Below are 19080 nucleotides of genomic sequence, written 5' to 3' on the forward strand. Positions count from 1 at the left end.
CTGTCCTGCCGGCTCCGGCCCCCGGGCCACCGTCCCGCCGGCCCGGGAGCGACGGGCGGAGCTACCGTCCGAGGATCCGCCGCACCGCACCGCTCAGCAACTCCTCCGCGTCCTCGGCGGCGGCCGCGTGCCGGAAGGCCACATACCCGTCGGGCCGTACGAGCAGAGCTCCGGCGTCGGAGATCTCGCTGAGCCGCGCCCAGTCACCGTACGGGTCCTCGTACTGCTGCCCCGGCCCGACGACGCCGTGGCGATGTCCAGCCCGAGGCCGTCGGCGGCGCCGACGGCTTCCGCGGCCCGCAGCCAGCCCTCCCCGCCGATACCGGTGAACAGGGTGAAGCGTCCGTGCCCCGCCGCGTCGAGCGTGGACAGGGCTCGGGTTCCGGCCGTGATCCAGGCATGCGGCAGTTTCGCGCCGGGACGCGACGAGGGCTGGTGGTACAGCTCGGGGTCGCGGTCGAACCCGGGATCGGGGGTGCCGTCGGGGACGACCGCGTCCGACACGTACCGCTGGTTGAGATCGACGCCGTGCGCGTTGAACTCGTACACCTTGAAGGCGATCGCCTCGCGGAGCCCGGCGCGCTGCTTCTCCGCGGCCTCGGTGGCCTCCTTGCGGGCGGCGATGTTGGCCCACAGCTGTTCCGGGCTCTGCGGGGAGAGTCCCTCGAGCGCCTCGAAGACCGGGGCGGTCTCACCGATGGACTTGTTGGCGCGGGTGACGATCTGCTTTCCGACGGGGGCGCGCTCGGCCGTGTACGTGTCGAGGAGCTTCGGCGAGGCCGTGCCGTCGAGGACCAGGGCGAGCTTCCAGGCGAGGTTGTACGCGTCCTGGACGGAGGTGTTGGAGCCGAGACCGTTGGACGGCGGGTGCCGGTGCGTGGCGTCGCCCGCGCAGAGGACCCGGCCCTCGGAGTACCTCTCGGCGTACATCTCGTTGACCGTCCACGCCGAGGAGGACTTGACGGTCACCGGGATCTCGTCGTCGCCGACCAGCCGGCGGACGATCGCCTCCGCGTACTCGGTGGTGAGGTCCGGGGGTCCCGCGGTGACGTCGTAGCCCCAGACGACCATCCACTCGTCCCAGGGGCGGACGTTGCGGACGAGACCTGCGCCGATACCGCCGACGGTGGCACCGGGGGCGAGCACCCAGTAGAGCGTGGACGGCCGGTGCGCGGTGTACCGGCTCAGGTCCGCGTCGAAGACGATGTTGATGCTGCCGGCCACGCCCATCTGGCCGCCCATCGGCAGGCGGGCGTCCTCGGCGACCTTCGAGCGGCCTCCGTCGGCGCCGATCAGGTACTTGGCGCGGATCGTGTACTCGTCGCCCCGCAGCCGGTCCTCGACGGTGACGGTGACCCCGTCGGCGTCCTGGACGAAGGACTTGTAGACGGTGCCGAAGCGGAGATGGGTGCCGCGGGCGACGGCGGCGTCGACGAGGACCGGTTCCATCAGGTGCTGGGGCATGTCGCACATGCGGGTGGGGCTGGCGAGTTCGTGCGCGGCCTGGACAAGAGGGTCGTTGCCCCAGGAGCGGACGCGGCCCAGCTCCTCGCCGGCCAGGCTGGTGCAGAAGGTGGTGTTGCCCATCAGGTGCTGGGGCGTGGCCCGCGCGACGACGTCCTGTTCGACGCCGAGGTCGCGCAGAACCTCCATGGTGCGCTGGTTGGTGATGTGGGCGCGCGGTGTGTCGGCGAGGCTCGTGTGGCGGGTGACCACGATGTTGGGCACGCCGTAGGTGCTCAGGGCCAAGGCGGCCGAGGCGCCCGCCGGGCCGCTGCCCACGATCAGTACGTCGGTCTCGACCACGGGCTCGACGGTGTGCACGACAGACGCTCCAGAGGATGAGAACGGCACCGGTCACTCGCGATCATGGATCCATGGGCCGAGGAGCGGGTGTCTCATTACAAGACACCCGCGGGCGAGGGACACCTGGCGGCACCTGTGGGGCAGCGGACGCCCGCGGGCGCGGCCGGGACACGGCCGGCGCGACCCCTTGTTGCCCCTTCAACAACGCCCGGTACCGTGGGAGGCGCCGTGACCACCGCGAAGGACTCCCCCGCCCGCCCCGCTCTCACGCCGTTGCACCAGGCGCGCGAGCGGTTCCTGACCGGGCTCCCGCTGCCCGACGGCGTGCCGGACGAGGTCGCCGCCGCCTGGCGGCGCGCCCGCTTCTTCGGTGTACCGCACGACCTGCGGGAATGCGCCGGGCCCGTACGTCCGGTGGAGTCGGCCCTGCTGACGGCCGCGCGGCCGGTGCTCGAACGGCTCGCCCCCGCGCTTGCCTCCGGGCAGTCGTCCCTGGTCCTCACCGACGAACGGCTGCGGGTGCTGTGGTCCGGCGGCGGCATGCCCGGTGACAGGAGGTGCCGTGACCTCTCCGAGCGGGAGGTGGGGCACAACAGCGCGGCGTCCGCCGTGCGCACCCGGCGCCGCGCGGAGGTGCACGGCCCCGAGCACTTCCTCGACCTGTGGCAGGACGTGTCCGCCGTCAGCGTTCCGGTGCTGGCTCCCGAGAACGGCCGGGTGTCGGGCACGGTGACCGTCGCGTCCGGTCTGTGCGCCGGATGCCCGCCGCATCCCGGCGCCGCCCTCGCCGAGGCCACGGCGGCGGCCGTCGAGGCGGAGCTGCTGACCCGCTCGCGGACGGCGGAACGCGTCCTGCTCGACGCCTGGCAGCGGGCGGCCGCCCGCCAGGGGGCCGCCGTCATGGCGTCCGACGGACGGACCCGGCTGCTGAACAAGGCGGCCGCGAGGACACTGTCGCCGGGAGCCGTGGAGGCGCTGGAGCGGTGCGCCGCCGAGGGCGGAAAGGGCGGGGTGGCGCCCGGCCCGCAGGACGGCCCGGCTCCCCGGACGCCTGTGGCCGGGGCCTACGATCTCGAACTCCCCGACGGCACCGGCACGGCGCGCGTCACGCCCGTACGTCACCGGGGTGCGGTGATCGGCACGGTGGCCGTGCTCGAAGCCCCCTCGGACGGACCGGCGCCGCCGGCAGGACGGAGCCGCGTCGCGCTCGCCGGACGGTCGGTGCCCTGGCGCCACGCCACGGCCCGCGCCACGGAACTGGCGCGTTCCCGGGAGCCGCTGCTGCTCACCGGTGAACGCGGCACCGGAAAGACCTCCCTGGCAAGGGAGTTGATGGCCGCGCGAGGCGACCTGGATCCGCTGGTCATGGACGCGGCGGAGGGACCGGCCGAGCAACTCGACGGCTGGGCGCGGGCCCTGTCCGAAGGCCGTGCGCTGCTCCTCCGTCACGCCGAGCGCCTCACCCAGCCCGACATCGCCACGCTCAACTCGCTGCTCGACGGGCACCCGGGCACACCCCTGCTCCTCACGTACACGCCCGGCACTCCCCCGGGCCCGTGCCTCCAGCGTCTGCTCGACACGCTGGCCGCCCGCTCCACCACCCTTCCGGCGCTGCGTGAACGGCCGGACGACGTAAGGGAGTTGCTGGCTGCTCTGGCACCGAAACCCGCCCCGGGACACCCCCCACTCACCTGGACCCTTGACGCGCTCGGCGCACTCGAGCGGCATCCGTGGCCGGGAAACGTCACCGAACTCGCCCATCTCGTCAGGGCGTTGGCCGAGCGACGGCGGACCGCCGGCCCCGTACGGCGGGCCGAGCTGCCGGATCCGGTCCGTGAGGGGCCCGCGGCTCGCCGACTGAGCCCCATGGAGCATGCCGAGCGCACGGCCATCCTGGAGGCGCTGCGCCGGCACGGCGGCAACAAGGCCCGTGCGGCCGCCGCGTTGGGCATCGCCCGCGCGACCCTGTACCGCAAGCTGCGCGAGTACCGGAGCTGACCCGGCCACCCCACGACAACCGGTTGCCGCACCCCGTCCGGGCAGGGCGCCACGGTTCTCCGCGACCGTCGCTCACCACCGGACGAACGTCTCGAATCACGGCCTCTCCCCACCTGTCGCCCGCCCTGCTAGTGCTCTGACCGCATTGGTTCGCCGGGTCGTTCAGGCCGCAGCGGCGAGGGGGCGTCCGCCCCAGCGGATGTTCTTCTCGCTGCGGATGCGGGCGCGTTCCTTACGTTCGGCGGTCAGGACGTCGCGGTGGCGGGCGTTGGCGTTGCGCCAGCGCAGGTAGGCGTGCAGGGCGCGGGTCTGGACGGTGTGGTTGGGGTGGTGGGAGTTGGCGATGGTGAACTGCCTCAGCGGTCCGAAGTGGGCCTCGATCGGGTTGGCCCACGAGGCGTAGGTCGGGGTGAAGCACAGTTCGACCTTGTGTTTCCTGGCCCAGCGGCGGATGTCGGTGCCCTTGTGGGCGGACAGGTTGTCCAGGATCACGTAGATGGGGGCGCCGTCGGGCCGGGCGGCGCGGATCGATTTCAGCGCGGCCAGCGTGTTCGCGGCGCCCTTCTTGCGGTGGTTGACGCCCCACAGGGTGTCGTCGCCGACCGAGTAGCAGCCGTGGAAGTAGCGGACTCCGTGGGTGCGGTGGTAGGTGGCGGGCAGCCGGTCGGGGCGTTTGCGTTCTGCCCAGCCCGAGCCCGCGGTGGGCCGGATCCCGAGCGGGCCGAATTCGTCGAAGGCGAAGACCCGGTCTGGGAATCGGTCGAGGACCTCTTCGATCCGGTCCAGCTTCGTCTCGCGGTCCGGGTCGGGGGACTCCTTCCACGTCTTGGTGCGCTGGAAGGTGACACCGCGTCGGGCGAGCAGGCCGCGTAAGGTCTCGCGGCCGATCCGGATGACCCGACCGTGGATTTTCCGCAGGTAGCCGACGAGTTTGCGCAGTGACCAGCGGGTGAAGGGCTGACCGAGCTTGGTCGGGCGGGTGGTGGCCGTCGCCACGACGAAGTCCTCGTCGTCAGGGCTGAGTCGGCGGGGACGGCCTCCCGCCCACTGAGGGTCCAGGCAGGCCAGGCCGATCTCGTTGAAGCGGTGGATCACGTCGCGGACGGTGTCCTCGTCGGCCTGGACCAGCTGGGCGATCACCGGCACCCGGTTCCCGCCGGCCGAGGCCAGCAGCATCATCGCCCGCCGGTAACGCACCGAACTGGTGCTGCCCCGACGCACGATCTGCTGCAGCTTCTGCCCCTCCTGGTCGGTCAGTCTGCGCACACGGACAGGCTCAGCCACCGCACCTCCAGCGATCGGATCGGACGTCACCGCCCATCCAACCGCCACGATCACCAACCCGGCGAACCAACGCGGTCACAGCACTAGCCTCCGGCTCGGGAACCGGTTGCCGTATGCGTTGCCGCACTTGACAGGGCTGGGCGCCCCCTGACGACGGACCCGTCGTCTCCCGGGGCGGAGCAGAGGGGGCGGGGCGAGCCATGACACGGAAGACCATGGGCGGCATCGGGAGCCGGCACACCATCCGGGACGTGGCGGCACGAGCAGGCGTCTCGGCGTCCACGGTGTCGCGGGTGCTGGGCGGCGACTACCCGGTGAGCACGTCGACCCGCACGCGCGTGATGCGGGCGGTCCGGGAGCTCGACTACGTGGCCGACGCCCGCGCCAAGGCCATCGCGGGAGCGGGCACTCCCACCCTCGCGTTCGTCCTGGACGACATCACGGGCCCCTCCTTCGCGCACATGGCTCACGGCGTGGAGCGCGAGGCGGCCCGCCTCGGCCATCTGTGCCTCGTCTGCACCACCGACGGGGACGCCGGACGGCAGCTGGAGTTCATCGAGATGATGCGCGCCCAGCGTGCCGCCGCCGTCATCCTCGTCGGCGGCACGGCGGACACCGCCGGATACCGCGAGCGCATGGCCCGGATCGCCGACTCCCTGGCCTCCGCGGGTTCACGCCTCGTCCTGTGCGGCCGTCCGCCGCTGGACCCGGGCGCCCCGGTCACCGTCATCGAGTACGACAACGAGAGCGGGGCGTACGCGCTCTGCGCCCATCTCCTCGCCCAGGGCCACCGCCGCGTCCTCCTCCTGGGCGGCGACCCGTCCAACACGACGGCCCAGGGCCGCGAACACGGCTACCTGGCCGCGCACCGGGCCCGCGGGATCACCCCGGACCCGGCTCTGCGCCTGTCCGGCGACTTCACCCGCGATTCGGGTCACCGCCTCATGCGCGAGGCGCTCGCCCACGACCTCGGCTTCACGGCGGTCATGGCCTCCACCGACATGGTGGCGGCGGGCGCCCTGACGGCCCTCCACGAGGCGGGCCTCTCCGTCCCCGGGGACGTCTCCCTGGCGGGCTACGACGACATCCCCTTCGCCCGGGACCTCAATCCCCCGCTCACGACGGTCCACGTCCCGTACGAGGAACTGGGGCGCCTGGCGGTGCGTACGGCTCTCACCCGGGCCCCGGACGCCCCCGACGAGCACCTGCTCCTGGGCACCCACGTGGTGGTACGGGCCTCCGTGGCGCCCCGGTGACGGACGGCCGCCGACCGCCGACCGCCGGACGAACCGGAGGGAACGGTCCGGGGCGGCGGCCCGCGGCGCACGGCGTACCGACCGTGCCCTACTTGGCGTACATCAGCGTCCCGAAGCCGAGTTGGTCGAATCCGCCGCTGTTCGTGCCGTAGTCGCCCCCGCCGCCCTCGGGCCGCACGCTCTCGGCCATGGCGGTGATGTAGGGGACGGGCAGTCCCCGTCTGCGGGCGTAGTGGTGGTGCAGGATGTCCCAGACCGGCCTGACCTGCCCGCGGCCCGACGAGGAGATCACCGTCTGCGACTGCTGGGCGCAGTTCTGGCCCGTGCCCCACGTGTACGTCGTGAACGGCACGTCCTGCCCGAGGTTGTACCTGGCGACGTACTGGGCGGCCTTCATGAACCGGTTGTCGTCGTAGCCGTACAGGTCCTCGCCCTGTGACCACGCCATCTCGCAGAAGGCGCCCATCTGGCCCATGCCCATCATGGTGTGCCCCTGGTCGCGCCCGCTCTCCTGCCACTGGGCGAGGCCCTGCGAGTCGTACAGGAAGGGCACGGCGTGGGTGAGGGAGCCGTTGCCCGCGCCGTTCTTGAAGTAGTCCACCGCCTGGTCGTACTTGGCCGCGTCGTCGCACAGGATGGCGATGGCGAGGACCGAGTTCATGGTGCACAGGTCCCAGTTGGCCCAGTAGTTGGTGATGCAGGCGTCGTTGTGCCGGGTCAGGAACTGGTGGTTGAGCGGGTAGAAGACGTCGAGCATCATCGCCTTGAACCGGCCGAGGTCGAACCCGGTGTAGCCACGCATGAGTTCGGCGGCGTTCGCGAACTGGTAGCCGTAGATCCCGGCGGCCAGGAAGCGGTCGGCGTTCCCGGTGACCGTGGTGAGCGTGGCCGACCAGGCGTTGAGGATGTCGCGTGCCGTGTCGCCGTGGGCGGTGGTGCCGGCGATCTTCCAGCGGAGGGCGTTCTGGTAGGCGGCGTGGATGTCGTTGTAGAGGATGCCGTAGTTCTCTCCGCTGCCGCCGCGGACGATTGTGGCCTGTGGACGCGGTGTCCAGGTACTGGCGGCGCGGGAGTTGGCGGTCAACCGGTTCCAGCCGGACAGCCACGGCTCGTCGCCCGCGGCGACCCGTACCTTGGCGCGGTTGAGCTCGCCGTAGGCGTGCAGCATGCCCGGGTGGGTGAAGGGCGCGGGGGCGGCCACTGCCGTGCTGCCGCCGAGCGCCGTGGCGCAGGCGCCGGTTGTGAGGGCGGCGGCGAGTCCACCGGCGGCCCGGAGGAGACCACGGCGGCCCAACTGCGCGCCGGAGGGGTGCTGGTGGGGGGATGTGCGGCTCATTGCGTGCATCTCCAATCCAGTGAAGGATCAGCGGTACCGGGCGGTGCGGCAACGCACCCGATCGCCCGGGACCACTCATGTGGGGGTGATGCTCACCTCGTCGAACTCGGAGGTGCGGCGGACCGGACGGCTGCGGAGGCAGACCGACAGGCCCACGTGCGAAGGGGGTTCCGGCGCCCTGGAGGCGGCCGGTCGAAGAGTGTGGGGGCCCGGCCGTGGCGGAGGCCGGCGGTCTCCGCCACCCGCCCCGAGCTGCTGCCGCTTGCCTCCTGCGGATGGGTGGCGGAGACCGAGCAGTAGTACGTGCGGCCCGCCCGTACTGCTCGGTTCGGAAAGGTCACGGTTTCGGTGCCGGAGGCGATCCGTCGGCAGGGACCCCGGTCGTGGCGGTGACGCCCACGGTCCGGGAACGGGCGGCACACCATGGGGCGGCAGGGGCGGCTACGGGCCCGGCCGCTCCGGATCGTCCAGCTCCCGCATCTCGAACCAGTCGAAGTCGGCCGGGGTCCGGGTCCCGCCCAGGTCCTGCGCGCAGACGCCGACGAACGCGCCGGTGAACCGCAGCCGGTCCCCGTAGTCGTCGGAGAGTCTGGTCGCGTCCAGGACCGGGCCGACGGGATGCCAGTGCGTGCCGTCGGGCGACGCGGAGAAGCGCAGGTGCGCACCGTCGAAGCGGGCCCGCAGGTGGACCGACTCCCAGTCGTCCGTGGCGAGTTCACTGTCCGGCAGTTCTCCGTAGACGCCGTCGTCGGTGAGGACGACCCCCAGTACGCGGCCCCTGCCCTCCGCGTGCGTGAGGCGGAGGTAGTAGTGCGTCGAGGTGTCGTACCAGCAGATGAGGCCCGCGAGTTGGGTGTAGTGCCCCGGGTGGAAGTCGACGACCGTCGTCACCTCGCACCGCACGGAGGTGAGCCGTCTCGCGACCAGGCTCTGGTCGAACCGTGAGTGCGGGCTCTGCCGGCCGCGCAGCCGCAGATGCCCCGGCCGCTCGCCGAGGGACAGCCAGTCGGAGGCCGGGGGCGTGCGAAGCGTGCTCCAGTACCCGTGCAGGGAGGGCGAGTCGAAGTCGTCGCGGACGACGGGGGCGGCCACCGCTCCCGGCACGGGTCCCCTGGGCGCCGGGACCTCCAGGCCCGGCAGCCGTCCCCCGTCCGTCAGCCGCAGCCAGCCGTCGTCGGTCCAGGTCACCTGCTGCAGACAGGTCTCCCGGCCGAGGACACAGCGCGGCCCGTCGGGCGTCCGTACGGGCCTGGAGGCCAGGTGGGCGAGGTACCACTCCCCTTCCGGCGTCTCGACCAGCTCGCCGTGGCCCGCCTTCTGGAGCGGCCAGTCGGGGTCGTCGCGGGTGGTCAGCAGCGAGCCCCGCGGGTCGAGTTCGTACGGGCCCGCCAGGTCCCGGGAACGGGCCATCAGGATGCCGTGGTTCCAGCCGGTGCCGCCCTCGGCGAGCATCAGGTAGTACCAGCCGTCGCGCCGGTAGACGTTGGGCCCCTCGATCAGTTCCTCGTGCGTGAGGATGGTGCGCGGCTGCCCGATCAGGGCCTGTTCGCGGGCGTCGTACTCCTGGAGCAGGATCCCGGCGAAGGACGGATGCCCGTCGCGGGGATCCCACTGCATGTTCAGCAGCCAGCTGCGGCCGTCCTCGTCGTGGAAGAACGACGGGTCGAAGCCCGAGGAGTTCAGGAACACCGGATCCGACCACGGGCCCTCGATCGACGGAGCCGTGATCAGGAAGTTGTCGACGTCCTTGTACGGGTGCCCGACGGTCCGCACGATGCTGTGGACGAGCCAGAACAGCCCGTCGTGGTGCGAGAGGGAGGGCGCCCACACGCCCGCCGAGTCGGCGACTCCGCGCAGGTCGAGCAGTTCGGGCCGGTCCAGGAGGTGACCGGTCGGCTCCCAGTGGACGAGGTCGGTCGAGCGGTGCACGGGTACGCCCGGGAACCATTCGAAGGTGGAGGTGGCGAGGAGGTACTCCGCGCCGACGCGCACGATGCTCGGATCCGGGTGGAATCCCGGCAGCACGGGATTCCGTATGCGGCCCGCGGTCATGCGGGTCCGCCGCGGGCGGACGCCGTGCGGGCGGGGGCCGCGACGCCTGCCGCCACCCGAACCCCTTGGCCGACGTGGTGTTCCATGCCTTCACCCCTCTGTTCCCGCGTGCGGCGCGTCGGTCTGCGTGTTCCGTGTTCTGTGTTCCGAGAAGCTTCGAAGCGTTCTGTGTTCCGAGAGGCTTCGGTGCGGAGGGACCGGAGCAATCGCCGTTCCCTCACGCCGTGTCGAGGCGCGCTCAATGTAGGAACCGGTTGTCACGGGGTCAACGCTTCTGTCGCGGGGGCACCGCTACTCGAAACTTTCGCTCCGCCCGCGTGCAGCGGAGGCCGCCGGAACGCCCTCGGGAGGCCGCTGTGATCATGCGCGGTCGTGGAGTACGCCTCCCCCGCCGCCCGGCTCGGTACCGTGCGGCCGGCGAAAGGTGGGTTCACGAGTGGCCGAGAAAATCAACCACGCAGAACACGTGATACATCTCACCCGCATTTTGCGGCAATTCAGGCCCGCCACCGGCGGCCCGGGCGGGTGTACCTTTATGGGACGGAAAGAGGAATACGAGAATTCGGGGTTTCCGAGGGCCGAGTGGCCCTGGTTGACATTGCTTGCGTGTGCGCGGGGACAGAGGCCCGGGAAGAGATGCTGAGCGCGATGGAGACAGAGCCCCAGGAGCAGATGCTTCCGCTGCCCACGGACGACGAGTCCGACGGCCCGGACCCGGTCCTCAGGTCCGACGGCGCCTCGGTCGACCAGGTGCGGGACTATCTGAAGGTCATCGGCCGGGTCCGCCTGCTCACCGCCGAACAGGAGGTGGACCTCGCCAAACGGATCGAGGCCGGCCTGTTCGCCGAGCGGCGCCTCGACGAGGAACCGCACCTGGACGCGCTGTTCCGGCAGGAGCTGGCAGCCCTCGCCGAGGACGGGCGGCGCGCGAAGTCCCACCTCATAGAGGCGAACCTCCGGCTGGTCGTGTCCATAGCCAAGCGCTACGCGCGGCGCGGACTCACGTTCCTGGACCTGGTCCAGGAGGGCAACACGGGCCTGATCCGCGCCGTCGAGAAGTTCGACTACGTCAAGGGATTCAAGTTCTCGACCTACGCCACCTGGTGGATCCGGCAGGCGATAACCCGTGCCCTGGCCGACCAGAGTCGCACGATCCGCATTCCGGTCCACGCCGTGGAAGCGATCAACAAAGTGGCCAGACTTCGCCGGGAATTGCTCCAGGAACTGGGTGTCGAACCCACGGTGGAGCTCATCGCCGAGAAACTTGATCTCCCCGTCTCGAAGATCATCGAACTCGACGGATACATCAAGGAACCGGTCTCGCTGCATTTGCCTCTGGGCGAGGACGGCGGTACCGAACTGGGTGACGTGATCGAGGACAGCGAGAGCGTCTCCCCCTTCGACACGGTCACGTTCCATCTCCTCAGGGACACCATCCAGGCCGTCCTGTCCCACATGACCCCGCGCGAGGCGGGCATCATCACCCTGCGCTACGGGCTCCGGGACGGCCAGGCCAAGACCCTGGAGGAGATCGGCCAGGTGTACGGGGTCACCCGTGAGCGCATCCGCCAGATCGAGTCCAAGACGATGTCGAAACTGCGTCACCCCTCCCGTTCGCAGGCGCTGCAGGACTACGTGGGCCTCGGCTGAGCCGTGGCCGGATTCCTCGGCTGAGCCGTGACCGGTCCGGCACCCGGGCCGGAACGGCGAAGCCCCGGTGCGCGCGGACCGCCGAGTCACTGCACCGGTAGTGCCTGCTCGGCCCAGATGGTCTTCCCGGCGCCGCTGGGGCGCGTACCCCAGCGGTCGGTGAGCTGGGCGACGAGCAGCAGGCCGCGGCCGCCCTCGTCGAACGTGCGGGCCCGGCGCAGGTGCGGCGAGGTGCTGCTGGCGTCGGAGACCTCGCAGATCAGGGCGCGGTCACGGATGAGCCTCAGCTGGATGGGGGCACCGCCGTACCGGATGGCGTTCGTGACCAGCTCGCTCACCACGAGTTCCGTGACGAACGCGGCCTCGTCGAGACCCCAGCGGGTCAGCTGCTCCGTGGCGTACTGCCGGGCGGTCGCGACCACCGCGGGATCGGCCTCCAGGTCCCAGACGGCCACCTGCCCGGCGTCCAGCGCGCGGGTGCGGGCCAGGAGCAGGGCCACGTCGTCGGCGGGGCGCTCCGGGAGCAGGGCCTTGAGGACGTTGTCGCACGCGTCCTCGAGGTTGCGGGCCGGGGCGGCCAGGGAGGTGCACAGCGCCGCGGTGCCCGCGTCCACGTCGAGATCGCGGGCCTCGACCAGGCCGTCCGTGTAGAGGGCCAGCACCGCGCCCTCGGGCAGGTCCAGTTCGGTGGCCTCGAACGGCAGCCCTCCGACCCCGAGCATCGGCCCCGCCGCGACCTCGACGACCTCCACCGTTCCGTCCGGGAGCAGCAGGACGGGCGGCGGATGTCCGGCCGAGGCGATCGTGCAGTGGCGGGACACCGGGTCGTAGACCGCGTACAGGCAGGTGGCGCCGATCTCCCCGTCCATCGAGCTCTCGTCGGCCGCCAGGTGCCCGACCAGGTCGTCCAGGTGCGTGAGCAGCTCGTCCGGGGGCAGATCGACGTCGGCGAGGGTCCAGACGGCCGTGCGGAGCCGGCCCATGGTGACGGAGGCGTGGATGCCGTGTCCGACGACGTCCCCGACGACCAGTGCCACCCGGGTCCCGGACAGCGGGATCACGTCGAACCAGTCGCCGCCCACTCCGGCCTGCGACAGCGCCGGCAGATAGCGGGAGGCGAACTCGACCGCCGCCTGCCCCGCCATCGCCTGGGGCAGCAGACTGCGCTGGAGGGCGAGAGCCGTGGTGCGCTCCCGGGTGTACCGGCGCGCGTTGTCCACGCAGACGGCCGCGCGGCTGGTCAGCTCCTGCGCGAGTGTCACGTCGTCGCTGTCGAAGGGATCGGGGCTCTGGGCGGTGAGCAGCCGTACGAAGACCGCCACCCCCAGCGTCGTACCGCGTGCCACCAACGGGACGGCCATCAGGGAGAACTCGTTGGCGGCCACCTCCCGCAGGTTCACGGTCCGGGCGGTGTCGAGCGCGAGCCACTCGTCGACGTCCTTCTCGCCGGTCCGGGTGACCACGGCACCGCCGGTGGCGAGCGCGCGGGCCGTCGGGGAGAACGCCGGGTAGACGTCCGCCGCGCCCAGGTCGATCGAGGCCTCCGGGGCCCCCGCGCTGTGGGAGTGGTGGGCGACGCGGCGCAGCTCCACCTCGTCGCCCACGGGGCCGACCGCGGGTTCCTCGCCCTGCAGCACCGAGTCCAGGAGGTCGACGCTGACGAAGTCGGCCATCCTGGGGACCGCCAGCTCGGCCAGCTCCCGTGCGGTGTGGATGACGTCGAGTTTCGTACCGATGCGGGCGGCGGCGTCGTTCAGGATGGCGAGCCGCTGCCGTGCCCAGTGCTGCTCACTGCTGTCGAACGCGGCCAGCGCGACGGCGACGAGTTCGCCGGAGGGGTCGTTGACCGGCCACATCTCGATGTTCCACGCGTGCATGCGCAGCCCCGAGGGCGCGCGGGTCCAGCTCTCGTAGTGGACCGGCCCGCCCGTCTCGACGACCTTGCGCAGATGCCGCAGGAAGCCACGGCTGTGTTCGGCGTCCTCCACCGTGTCGGGGAAGAACCGGTGCAGGAACTCCGCCTCCTGGGCGCCCATGACCCGGCACGCCGTGTCGTTCATCCGCAGATAGCGCTGCTCGGTGTCGAAGACCGACATGGACATCGACGCCTGCCGGAAAGCCTGTTCCCCCAGGTCGCGGCCCCGCTCGTCGGGCGCCGCGGTGATCACGTACCCCCGCGGCTCTCCCTTGGCGCCCTGCAGCGGGCACATGCGCAGGGCCAGCTCGGCCCGTCGCCCGTCCCAGCGCCGTACGGGCACGACGGCGCTGCCGCTCCTGCGCAGGGCCAGCCAGGCCGGCCGGGGCTCGCCGTCCACCAGCTCGGCCGCCGGCCGTCCGGTGACCTCCGCGGCGGCGTAGCCCGTCAGCAGCCGCGCCCCGTCGCTCCAGCCCGTGACCGTGCCGTGCACGTCGACCACCGCCATGGCGTCACCGGCCGTGGCCGCCCGCTTTCCGTCGCGCGGCAATGTCACCATGTGTACAAGAATGGTCCCATTCGGCATTCACATCAAGCCGGATGCCGGGGGCCTCGCGGTCGACGGACGTCCCGGAGCCGCCGCGCGGGCGGCGGCGGCCCCTCGACCGTGACGTACGGGGTCGGCCGGACGCCTGGGAGCCCTACGAGGCGGCCCGCTCGTCCCGGGCCCCGGCGCCGGGCAGTGCCAGGCCGAGGTGGTCGCGCAGGGTCGAGCCCTCGTACTCGGTGCGGAACACTCCGCGTTCCTGAAGGAGCGGGACCACGGTGTCGGCGAAGGCGTCGAGACCGCCGGGGGTGAGGTGCGGGACGAGGATGAACCCGTCGGCGGCGTCGGCCTGGACGAGGTCGTCGATGGCCGTCGCGACGGTGTCCGGGGAACCGACGAAGTTCTGCCGGCTGCCCGTCTCGATGACCAGGTCGCGGATGGACCAGTTGTTGGCCGCCCCGCGCTCGCGCCATTCGCGGGCGGTGGCCACCGGGTCGCGGTACATGCGGACCTGGGCCCGGCCGCGTGCGAGGGTGTGCTCGCCGGGGTCGGGGTCGATGTCGGGCAGCGGGCCGTCCGGGTCGTACGCGGACAGGTCGCGGTTCCAGACGAACTCCAGGTGCTTGAGCGCGGTCGCCCCGCTGACCTGCCCGCGGCGCACCTCGCGGGCCAGTTCCGCCGCCTCGGTGTCCGTGTCGCCCAGGACGAAGGTCGCGGCGGGCAGGATCAGCAACTGGTCGGGCCTGCGGCCGTGACGGGCCAGGCGGCCCTTGACGTCCGTGTAGAACGCCTGGCCCTCCTCCAGGGTGGCGTAGCGGCTGAAGATCGCGTCGGCACTCGCGGCGGCGAACTCCCGGCCCTCCTCGGAGTCGCCGGCCTGGAAGATCACCGGGCGGCCCTGTGGGGAGCCCGGGACGTTGAAGCGTCCCTCGATGTCGAAGTGCCGCCCCCGGTGGACGAAGGCTCCGGCCTCCGCGTCGCGCAGGAACCTGCCGGTGGCCCGGTCGGCGACGATCTCGTCCGCCGGCCAGGAGTCGAAGAGTTCGTTCGCGGTGGCCAGGAACTCCTCGGCCCTGGAGTAGCGCTCCTCCTGCGGGAGAACTTCCGCCGCGGCGGAAGTTCTCACCGGTGAAGGCGTCCCAGGAGGTGACGACGTTCCAGGCGGCCCGTCCGTCCGAGAGGTGGTCGAGGCTCGCGAACTGACGTGCCACCTCGTAGGGCTCGTTGAAGGTGGAGGTGATGGTGCCGGTCAGTCCGAGGCGTTCGGTGACGGCGGCGAGCGCGGCGAGGACGGTGAAGGTGTCGGGGCGTCCGACGACGTCCAGGTCGTAGATCCTGCCGCCCTGTTCGCGCAGGCGCAGGCCTTCGGCGAGGAACAGGAAGTCGAATTTGGCGCGTTCGGCGGTGCGTGCGAAGTGCGTGAAGGAGCTGAACTCGATGTGGCTGCCGGCCGCGGGGTCGCTCCACACGGTGGTGGTGTTGACGCCGGGGAAGTGGGCCGCGAGGTGGATCTGCTTGCGGGGCCTGCTCATGGTCGTGGGTCCTTCCGGCTCAGGCGGTGGTGACGGCGTCCGCGGCAGCGGCGGCGTAGCGGTTGGCCGGGCGGGTGAGCCCGAGCAGTCCCCGCAGGGTGTCGGCCTCGTACGCGTGCCGGAAGGCGCCCCGGCGCTGGAGTTCGGGAACCAGGCTGCGGGTGATCGCCGGCAGGTCGTGGCCGACGACAGCGGGGCGCAGACGGAAGCCTGCGAGCCCTGTTTGATGCAACTCCTGGAGCAGATCGGCCAGTTGGGCGGGTGTGCCGGTGAAGATCCTGGCGTCGCTCGTGTACGGGTGTCCGGCGGTGCCGTCGAGCCGCTCCCTGCGGGCCGCCGCCTCGCCGGGAGCGTCGTCCACGAAGACGACCAGGTCGCCGAAGAGGTGCAGGGGCTGCGCCGCCCGGCCTGCCGCGTCCTGCTCGGCGCGCACCGAGGCGACGGTCGTCCGGGCCTGTGCGGCGTCGTGCGGGGTGACGAACCCGAGGTCGGCGGAGCGGCCCAGCAGGCGGAACGGCGCCCCGGTGACGCTCTCGTGGGCGAGCGCGCCGACGAGCGGCTGCCCCTGCGGCGGCCTGGGTGTGATCGAGGGCCCCTTGACGCTGAAGTGCCTGCCTTCGAAGTCGATGTAGTGCAGTTTGTCCCGGTCGATGAACCGGCCGGTGGCGGCGTCCCGTATCTCCGCGTCGTCCTCCCAGCTGTCCCACAGTCGCCGTACCGCTTCGACGTGGTCGGCGGCCTCGTCGAAGAGGTCGGCCGTCAGTTCCCGCAGCGCGGGGCTGTCCGGGTCCTCGACGCGGAACCGGGGGAGCGTGCGGCGCCCGAAGTGCGCGGCCTCGTTCCGGCGGGCCGACACCTGGACGCGTACGCCCGCACGGCCGGTGCTCACGTGGTCGAGGGTGGCGATGGCCTTCGATATGTGGAAGGGCTCCGTGTGGGTGGCCACCACGGTCGGCATCAGACCGATGTGGCTGGTCAGCGGGGCGACGCGGGCCGCGATGAGGACGGCGTCGAGGCGGCCGCGGACCTGGTCGGTCCGTTCGTCGGGTTCGGTGGGGTGCGAGGACTGGAGGCCGAGGGCGTCCTCGATGGTCACGAAGTCGAGGAGGCCGCGTTCGGCCTCGGTGACGAGGTCCGCCCAGTATCCGGCGGTGAGCAGGTCGCGGGGGCGGGCCTCCGGTTCGCGCCAGGCGGCCGGATGCCAGCCGGCGCCGTCGAGCGCCACGGCGAGGTGCAGTGAGGAGGGCGTGGACGCGGGCAGGGGTGAGGGCAGGGCAGAAGGTGCTGAGGACACGAGAGGTGTGCCTTCCTGATCGACCGTACGAGAAAGCCGGCCCTCGTGGGAGGGGGCGGCTGCGCGGGATACGGGTCAGGGGCGACAGAGCGCGCCGGCGAAACGCAACAGGTCGATGTGCGGCCGGGAGTAGAGGCGTACGCGACGCCGCGGGGCGAGCTTCGGGACATGGAGGCGGGGCACGGGGTTCGGTCGCACGTGCGTCACCTCCGTCCTCACGGTTCGGCGGACCCGGGTGCGGGCGGCCTCGTCGGCGGTCCCGTGACCGGGCACCGCTCGTCGACGCACACAACAGTACGGCCGCCGGATTTCTTCCGGCGGCCGGGAGTTGCTGTCGGCCGGCAGGCCCCGCCGTTCTTCCTCCCGGCCGCTTCGCGGTACGGACTCAGGCGGGCCGGACCGCGCCCTGGATCGCCGACTCCCCCGCCCAGTAGACCGACTCCTCGCGGATGGCCGCCCCCGGGCTCGGGGCGTGGATCATCATGCCGTTGCCGGTGCAGAGGCCGATGTGGCCGACGTGGCCGTGGAAGAGGACCAGGTCTCCGATCCGCATGTCGGCGACGGGGACCGCCGTGCCGGCCGTCGCCTGATCGTGGACGGAACGCGGGAGCGCGACTCCGGCGGCCCGCCAGGCAGCCTGGGTGAGGCTGGAGCAGTCGTACGAGTCGGGTCCGGTCGCACCCCAGACGCACGGCTTGCCGATCTGCCCGCGCGCGAAGTCGACGGCCCTGGCGGCCTTTCCGCCGTACCCGGCGTCGGACACGCCCTGCACACCGAGGGGCACGCCCGTATCGAGGGCGCTCCCCGTGCCGAGGGGCGTACTCGTGTCGGCGTACAGGCTCGTGCCGGGATACGTGCCGGTGCCGGCGTACGCGCCCGTGCTGAGGTACGCGCCGGTGTCGGTATACGTGCCGGTGCCGGCGTACCGGTCCGTGCCGAGGTACATGTCGCTGCCGAGGTGCTGGTCGGCGGCGACGCCCGCACCCGTGTACATGCCTGCGCCGGTGTACATGTCCGTGCCGGCACGCATGTCGGCGCCTACGCGCGTGTCCGTGCCGGCGTACAACTCACCGCCGGTGTACTGACCGGTTCCGAAGGCGGTGGGCGACTCCTGCCACGGGGTCTGCCCGATCCCGGGGAGGATCTGCTCCCCGGCGGGGCGCCAGGCGGCTCCGGCCGGCCCGGACTCGATCGCCGCGATCGGGGCGGCCGAGCGGGCGACGTGCCCGGACAGCAGTTCCCGGGCCTGTCCGATCTTCCGCTGCATCCGCTGCTTGGACGCCTTCAACGACGCCTGTGTCGGTCCGGCAGCCGGCCCGGACGGGGCGCTGTCGGCCTCCTGCCGCGGCGCCGGAACGGCGGGCAGCGCGGGGAGGCCCCCGGCCGAAGGCCCCGCGGTCAGCTCGGCCACGGGCCCGGCGCCGGCTCCGGCGGTCGGACCTGCGGTCAGCTCCAGGACGGGCTTGTCGGCCGCCTCGCGTCCTCGGCCGCCCGCTCCGCCTGCCGCGCGTCCTCCCGGGCCGGCGGACCGGGCACCGCTCTGCCCGCGGTCCGGCGGGAGCACCGCCGGGAAAGCCGGGCCCAACTGCGCGCGTCCCACGTCGAACCACTGCTTCGCGACGTCCGCCAGAGGGGCGGCGGCAGCGGTGGCCCGCCCGGCCCGGCCCTCGGCCTTCGGCTTGACGGCCTCACCCTTCACCACGGCCATCGCGCGCGTCGCGTTGAAGTTCCCGGAGGCGCTCTCGACCCGGTCGTAGAGGTTGGCGATCCGCTGCTGGACCTCCTCGCGGCTCGGCTCGTCGCCTCTCTGGGCGGGCACGGCACTGCCGGCCGGGGAGTACTGATCCACGGAAGTGGGGGCCGCCTTCACGAGGGCGGACCGGGACATGCCGGGGAGGCTGGGGCCTCCGGTGCGCGGCGTTCGTTCCGGCGCCATGGGAGACAACTCCTTCCGTGCTCCGCCTGCCGGGTCGACTGTTCGGGTCCGGGCGGACTGTTCCGGAAGGCATGCCCTACGGCCTCTGCCCGCTGGGCAGTTGGGCCGATGCACCCCAAAGTCGACTGGATCCCGGCTCCGGCTGCCGCGTGGGCGTGCCGGATTCGGCGGAGGTCGCGCGACCCGGCGAGGTTCACCGGAGGGAGTCGTACGACCTGACAGTCAACTTAACCAACATGTGTGTCTCGTGTGAAGATTGATGTGCGAAGTGTCCGATATGTAAATGTGACCTTCGTCGTACCCGAAGGAGACATTCCCGGGTTGACCATCTCGCTGCGACCACTCCGTCACCCGGCGCGACACGTTGGCGTGCCGAGGTGCCGAACTCGGGAGCCGCGCCCGGACGTTCGCGGTTCGCGGCACAGGTCGGCGCGGCACGAAAAAGGGCCCACACGCTTTCGCCTGTGAAGACCC

At 72.0% G+C, this 19080-nt stretch carries 9 protein-coding genes and 3 pseudogenes; 3 read left to right on the top strand and 9 right to left on the bottom strand.

Translation table 11 applies throughout. The features are described from left to right. Nucleotides 1–61 precede the first annotated feature (61 nt). Nucleotides 62–1824: pseudogene (locus tag O1Q96_RS31130) on the bottom strand (FAD-dependent oxidoreductase). Between the two features lie 210 nt (nucleotides 1825–2034). Here O1Q96_RS31130 and O1Q96_RS31135 point away from each other — a divergent pair. Then, nucleotides 2035–3804, top strand: a complete 1770-nt coding sequence (locus O1Q96_RS31135) for a helix-turn-helix domain-containing protein (RefSeq protein ID WP_269251328.1) — start codon at nucleotides 2035–2037, stop codon at nucleotides 3802–3804. Between the two features lie 162 nt (nucleotides 3805–3966). Here the strand turns inward: O1Q96_RS31135 and O1Q96_RS31140 are convergent, their stop codons facing one another. Beyond that, on the bottom strand, nucleotides 3967–5088 hold the full coding sequence (locus O1Q96_RS31140; protein WP_269246408.1) for an IS630 family transposase: 1122 nt from the start codon (nucleotides 5086–5088) through the stop codon (nucleotides 3967–3969). 200 nt (nucleotides 5089–5288) lie between these two features. Here O1Q96_RS31140 and O1Q96_RS31145 point away from each other — a divergent pair, with 200 nt between their 5' ends. After that, complete coding sequence (locus tag O1Q96_RS31145; protein ID WP_269251329.1) at nucleotides 5289–6344, top strand: LacI family DNA-binding transcriptional regulator; 1056 nt, start codon at nucleotides 5289–5291, stop codon at nucleotides 6342–6344. 88 nt (nucleotides 6345–6432) lie between these two features. Here O1Q96_RS31145 and O1Q96_RS31150 read toward each other — a convergent pair whose 3' ends face one another. Both O1Q96_RS31150 and O1Q96_RS31155 read right to left on the bottom strand, forming a co-directional pair. Beyond that, nucleotides 6433–7680: an alginate lyase family protein gene (locus O1Q96_RS31150; RefSeq protein WP_269251330.1), complete on the bottom strand. Its 1248-nt coding sequence runs from the start codon at nucleotides 7678–7680 to the stop codon at nucleotides 6433–6435. A gap of 441 nt (nucleotides 7681–8121) precedes the next feature. Further along, nucleotides 8122–9732, bottom strand: a complete 1611-nt coding sequence (locus O1Q96_RS31155) for a glycoside hydrolase family 43 protein (protein WP_269251331.1) — start codon at nucleotides 9730–9732, stop codon at nucleotides 8122–8124. A gap of 615 nt (nucleotides 9733–10347) precedes the next feature. Here O1Q96_RS31155 and O1Q96_RS31160 point away from each other — a divergent pair. Then, nucleotides 10348–11382 (top strand): annotated as a pseudogene (locus tag O1Q96_RS31160) (RNA polymerase sigma factor); the annotation flags it as partial. 86 nt (nucleotides 11383–11468) lie between these two features. Here O1Q96_RS31160 and O1Q96_RS31165 read toward each other — a convergent pair. The 5 genes and pseudogenes from O1Q96_RS31165 to O1Q96_RS31180 form a co-directional block, all read right to left on the bottom strand. Continuing rightward, a complete protein-coding gene (locus O1Q96_RS31165) occupies nucleotides 11469–13856 on the bottom strand; it encodes a SpoIIE family protein phosphatase (RefSeq protein ID WP_269251332.1) in 2388 nt (795 codons plus the stop codon). Between the two features lie 142 nt (nucleotides 13857–13998). Next, nucleotides 13999–15376: pseudogene (locus O1Q96_RS31170) on the bottom strand (NtaA/DmoA family FMN-dependent monooxygenase). 19 nt (nucleotides 15377–15395) lie between these two features. After that, a complete protein-coding gene (locus O1Q96_RS31175) occupies nucleotides 15396–16670 on the bottom strand; it encodes an LLM class flavin-dependent oxidoreductase (protein ID WP_269251333.1) in 1275 nt (424 codons plus the stop codon). Between the two features lie 75 nt (nucleotides 16671–16745). After that, nucleotides 16746–16958, bottom strand: a complete 213-nt coding sequence (locus O1Q96_RS44685) for a putative leader peptide (protein WP_419586976.1) — start codon at nucleotides 16956–16958, stop codon at nucleotides 16746–16748. 97 nt (nucleotides 16959–17055) lie between these two features. Next, nucleotides 17056–18606 carry a C40 family peptidase gene (locus O1Q96_RS31180; RefSeq protein WP_269251334.1) on the bottom strand — a complete coding sequence of 517 codons (1551 nt, stop codon included), beginning with the start codon at nucleotides 18604–18606 and terminating at the stop codon, nucleotides 17056–17058. Nucleotides 18607–19080: the final 474 nt, after the last annotated feature.

The sequence above is a fragment of the Streptomyces aurantiacus genome (assembly GCF_027107535.1).
Classification (GTDB): domain Bacteria; phylum Actinomycetota; class Actinomycetes; order Streptomycetales; family Streptomycetaceae; genus Streptomyces.